Below are 3,684 nucleotides of genomic sequence, written 5' to 3' on the forward strand. Positions count from 1 at the left end.
GGAATCATGTAGTAGACCGAACCGATCATCGCATAGAGCATCCAGACGACCAGCGCGTTGATGTGAACCATACGGGCCACACTGAAATCGAAGAGTTCGAAAAGAAAACCCGGATAGAGAAACTGAATGGCAGCGATCAGTCCCATCAGCAGCTGAGCGCCAAACAGGACAATTGCTACACGAAAATAGTTCATCGCAAGCTTTTGCGACTCATACTTCAACTGACCATTAATGAGCATGGGTACCTCCTTCAAGACGTTTCGCAGACTGAGAGAAGTTGCGAGGGAAACCGTTGGTGTCGATGGCACTCATGTGCTTCAGGAAGGCCACAAGCGCCACGGCTTCATCCTTCGTGATTCCCAGTTCGGGCATCATACGCGCATGCGTGGGATACTGGGAAGGATGCATCAAAAATTCCGCCATCGCCTCCTCTTTCGTCTCCTTGCCGGTAATGCCGGTCATCGTGCCGTCATTCCATTTCGTATCGAGCCACGCTTTGGTAAGATCCGGTGCATAATAGGCGCCGTTACCCAGAAGCGTATGGCAGTTCATACAGTTTTTCGCCTGGGAAGTGAGTTTACCGTGATGCAGCAGGTCGGCTGCCTCTTTGGCACTCCACTCCTTGCCGAAAAACGGCTCTTTTTCACCTATGACAGGCACCTCGTGTCCACGTTTTTCATCGAATTGATAATCGATGTGATAGTTGATGACCGATGCGGCCGGAATCCTTTTGGTAATTCCCTTCTCCAAATCGGCATCACTTCCCATACCGATCTGACCCATCGTGTCGAACGTCAGCCAGATCAGCAGTACGGTAGCCGTACCGGTTACCCATGCTGCCGAACGGCGCCAGAACGGTATGCTCGTCCAGACAGAAGCACTCTTCTTGCTCATCACTCCTCCTTTAATTTAATGGTTGACCATCTTCGGCCGTTTCATAGCGCTTTTCCGACTCTTCGATCAGGTAAAAGTACAGATGGGGTGCGAAAAGATAGATGATCATCGCCACCATCAGCACTTTTGCCGTGAAGGGGTTGCTCTGAATCCGAACCGAAAGATCGTACAAACTGTAAGCCTGCAATATCCAGAATATATAGCCGAAAGGCTGCCACTTTTTGGGAACGAACCCCATCTTCGACAGGGTGATCAGCGCAGCGTAACCGACTCCGAAGACCAGAACCAGCGTTGCGACGATGAAAATTCCCAAAAACTCATCCGGTGCCAGCTGGGGCATATAGATGACACTTTCCATGACACTCCTTTCTTAAGAGACCGTTTTAAACGGCACTCTTCAATATACCCGGATAAGGCATGGAGATATTATGACAACATTTATCGTCAATCCAATTGACATACATCAAGAATCAGCGAGTTTTTTGTGATTTGACAGATGAAGTATTTATTTTATAGTTTATTAAGAAACAGAGAGCACTCCCCTGCTATAGGAGAGCTGACACTTTCTATTTTTCAAGAACGACGCAGCGGGCGGAGAAGAAGGGACGGACATAGGCATCGGAGACGAAATAATCCCCTTCCAGCCTCCATCCCAGCGATTTTTTCAATACGAGCGACTGTGCGCCTTTGCGGACCATGCGGCTCTCGCAGATGATCGGCTCGCCTCTTTCAAAAGCCTGTTTCACCGTTTCCATACGGGATGTGGTCACCCAGTAGTGGGCGCCGATCGCCGCCGCAAGCACCAAAAAGACCGATGTCAATCCCTTTTTTTTCGCATTTTCGCTCATGAAAGGGCGGGTTGTTACAAAAAGTGTCACAAGCAAAATGATGGCGCCCAAAATCAGATAAGCCCCTTCGATATAGAAAAACTTCCCCATTTTTACCCACTTTCTTTAAAATCGTATTTTAAACTATCAATCTATAATATTAACACAATAACCGCTACATGCATTGACTTTTATCAAGACTAATCTATTTTTCAGTCTCAAAACCCTATACTTCTCGCTCATATAGAATGTATCGAAAAAGTAAAAAACAACTTTAATCCAAGGAAAAACATTTGAATATAGTTCTCACACTGGTCTTCAGTATCGTGATGCTCTTTTTTATGATTTTTCCCGCTATGAAAATCACGGAGTGGATCGACGAACGCTATCCGATCCCGAAAAAGTTCTATACACCCGTCATGCTCTCAATCGTGGTGTTGCTTTCCCTCTGCATCGGTCTTTTTCTGAAATTTGCATGAAGTATGATCCGGAACAGTAAACAATGATAAAGAAACTTAAAAACTTCTACCTCTTCAGACATATGGACGAAGCAAAACTGGCGCGCCTCGAAGATATCTCCAACATCGTCGAATACAAAAAAGGGACGATTCTCTTTTTCGAAGGAGACGAAGCGAAGAACATGATCGTTCTGCTCGACGGTATCCTACAGGTCTACAAGACGGACCAGAAGGGGAACAAAGTGATCCTCCACCACTTCTTTCCCGTCGACGTCATCGCCGAGATCGTCAACCTGGAGCATATGCGCTACCCCGCATCGGCGGAATTCGAAACCGACGGCAGGGCCCTCATCATCAATTATGAGCTATTTGAAAAAGAGTTTCTCAAAGATCCCGAAGTCTCCTTCGCCTTTATCAAATCGCTTTCGAAAAAGATCAAATATCTCGAAAACGTCATCGCGACCAATATGGTCATGAACTCCACCGCGCGCGTGGCCAAATTCATCTGCGAACACGGACATGAGATATCGGATCTAAAAAAGAGCCACATCGCCGCGGATTTGAACATGACTCCCGAAACACTCTCTCGCATCCTAAAAAAGCTGTCGACACTCGGACTCATCGAGAAAAAGAAGGATGAAATCATCATCCTGGACAAAGAGGGACTCGAAACTTTCTATCTTTAATAGAATCCCATATCCACAACCACAGAATAACTCGCTTTTTACCTCTTTGATTCTTCTTTAAATTCACATATCAGTTCATCTTGTGACTTTTATCAATTTCATTGACCAATATCAAGAATAATTCAGGCTTACTTCTGTAGAATTATTTTGTGTTGGAATCCTAGTGTCCAGACTCAAGAAATATTTAATCAAGTATTTTTGGGTCTGGGCGCTTGGTGATTCCAGAAACGTGCAAATTTATTAGGAGGTAAATATGTCATCTATGTCACGACGTGACTTCCTCAAGAGTGCGGCGGCCGCTACGGCTGCGAGCGCTGTTGGGATGTCTGTTCCCACTGAAGTAGAAGCCAAAGCCAATCAAGCCGAAAGCGGCTGGCGATGGGACAAGGCAGTCTGCCGATTCTGTGGTACGGGATGCGGTATTATGGTTGCGACCAAAGACGGCAAGATCGTCGCGGTCAAGGGCGACCCCGCAGCACCGGTCAACCGCGGTCTGAACTGTATCAAAGGATACTTCAACGCGAAAATCATGTACGGTGCCGACCGTCTGACCACTCCGCTTCTGCGTATGGACGAAAAAGGCAACTTCAGCAAGAAGGGCAAATTCCGCCCCGTCAGCTGGAAACGCGCCTTCGACGAAATGGAACGCGCCATCCGCAAAGCGCTCAAAGAGGGCGGTCCGGAAGCGGTCGCAGTCTTCGGTTCGGGCCAGTACACGATCCAGGAAGGCTACGCGGCTGCCAAGATGATGAAAGCGGGCTTCCGCTCCAACGCCATCGACCCCAACGCACGCCACTGTATGGCTTCCGCGGTCGTCGG

General features: G+C 47.6%; 6 protein-coding genes and 1 pseudogene. 3 read left to right on the top strand and 4 right to left on the bottom strand.

The window, feature by feature from the left end; genetic code table 11:
* The 4 genes and pseudogenes from Q1K24_RS09460 to Q1K24_RS09475 all read right to left on the bottom strand — a co-directional run.
* A pseudogene (locus Q1K24_RS09460) lies at positions 1–239 on the bottom strand (cbb3-type cytochrome c oxidase subunit I); the annotation flags it as partial.
* The gene (locus Q1K24_RS09465) at positions 229–894 is read right to left on the bottom strand and encodes a cytochrome c (protein WP_300369394.1); all 666 of its coding nucleotides are present in this window, start codon (positions 892–894) and stop codon (positions 229–231) included. The pseudogene Q1K24_RS09460 and the gene Q1K24_RS09465, both read right to left, overlap by 11 nt.
* A gap of 10 nt (positions 895–904) precedes the next feature.
* On the bottom strand, positions 905–1,252 hold the full coding sequence (locus Q1K24_RS09470; protein WP_300369377.1) for a hypothetical protein: 348 nt from the start codon (positions 1,250–1,252) through the stop codon (positions 905–907).
* A 208-nt stretch (positions 1,253–1,460) separates the two neighbouring features.
* A complete protein-coding gene (locus tag Q1K24_RS09475; protein WP_300369397.1) occupies positions 1,461–1,832 on the bottom strand; it encodes a hypothetical protein in 372 nt (123 codons plus the stop codon).
* A gap of 182 nt (positions 1,833–2,014) precedes the next feature.
* Here Q1K24_RS09475 and Q1K24_RS09480 point away from each other — a divergent pair, with 182 nt between their 5' ends.
* From Q1K24_RS09480 to Q1K24_RS09490, 3 genes are all read left to right on the top strand, one after another.
* Entirely contained in the window at positions 2,015–2,200 is a 186-nt protein-coding gene (locus tag Q1K24_RS09480; RefSeq protein WP_300369400.1) for a hypothetical protein, read from the top strand.
* 23 nt (positions 2,201–2,223) lie between these two features.
* Positions 2,224–2,865 carry a Crp/Fnr family transcriptional regulator gene (locus Q1K24_RS09485; protein ID WP_300369402.1) on the top strand — a complete coding sequence of 214 codons (642 nt, stop codon included), beginning with the start codon at positions 2,224–2,226 and terminating at the stop codon, positions 2,863–2,865.
* Positions 2,866–3,127: 262 nt separating this feature from the next.
* Positions 3,128–3,684: molybdopterin-dependent oxidoreductase (locus Q1K24_RS09490; RefSeq protein WP_300369405.1), on the top strand; the 557-nt coding region annotated here is incomplete at its 3' end.

Source organism: Hydrogenimonas sp. (assembly GCF_029932565.1).
In the GTDB taxonomy this organism is placed as follows: Bacteria; Campylobacterota; Campylobacteria; order Campylobacterales; family Hydrogenimonadaceae; genus Hydrogenimonas.

Bases quoted from the DNA above. Each gene is read 5' to 3' on its own strand.
- Q1K24_RS09475 (WP_300369397.1), bottom strand. From the start codon at position 1,832: ATGGGGAAGTTTTTCTATATCGAAGGGGCTTATCTGATTTTGGGCGCC.
- Q1K24_RS09485 (WP_300369402.1), top strand. From the start codon at position 2,224: ATGATAAAGAAACTTAAAAACTTCTACCTCTTCAGACATATGGACGAA.
- Q1K24_RS09465 (WP_300369394.1), bottom strand. From the start codon at position 894: ATGAGCAAGAAGAGTGCTTCTGTCTGGACGAGCATACCGTTCTGGCGC.
- Q1K24_RS09470 (WP_300369377.1), bottom strand. From the start codon at position 1,252: ATGGAAAGTGTCATCTATATGCCCCAGCTGGCACCGGATGAGTTTTTG.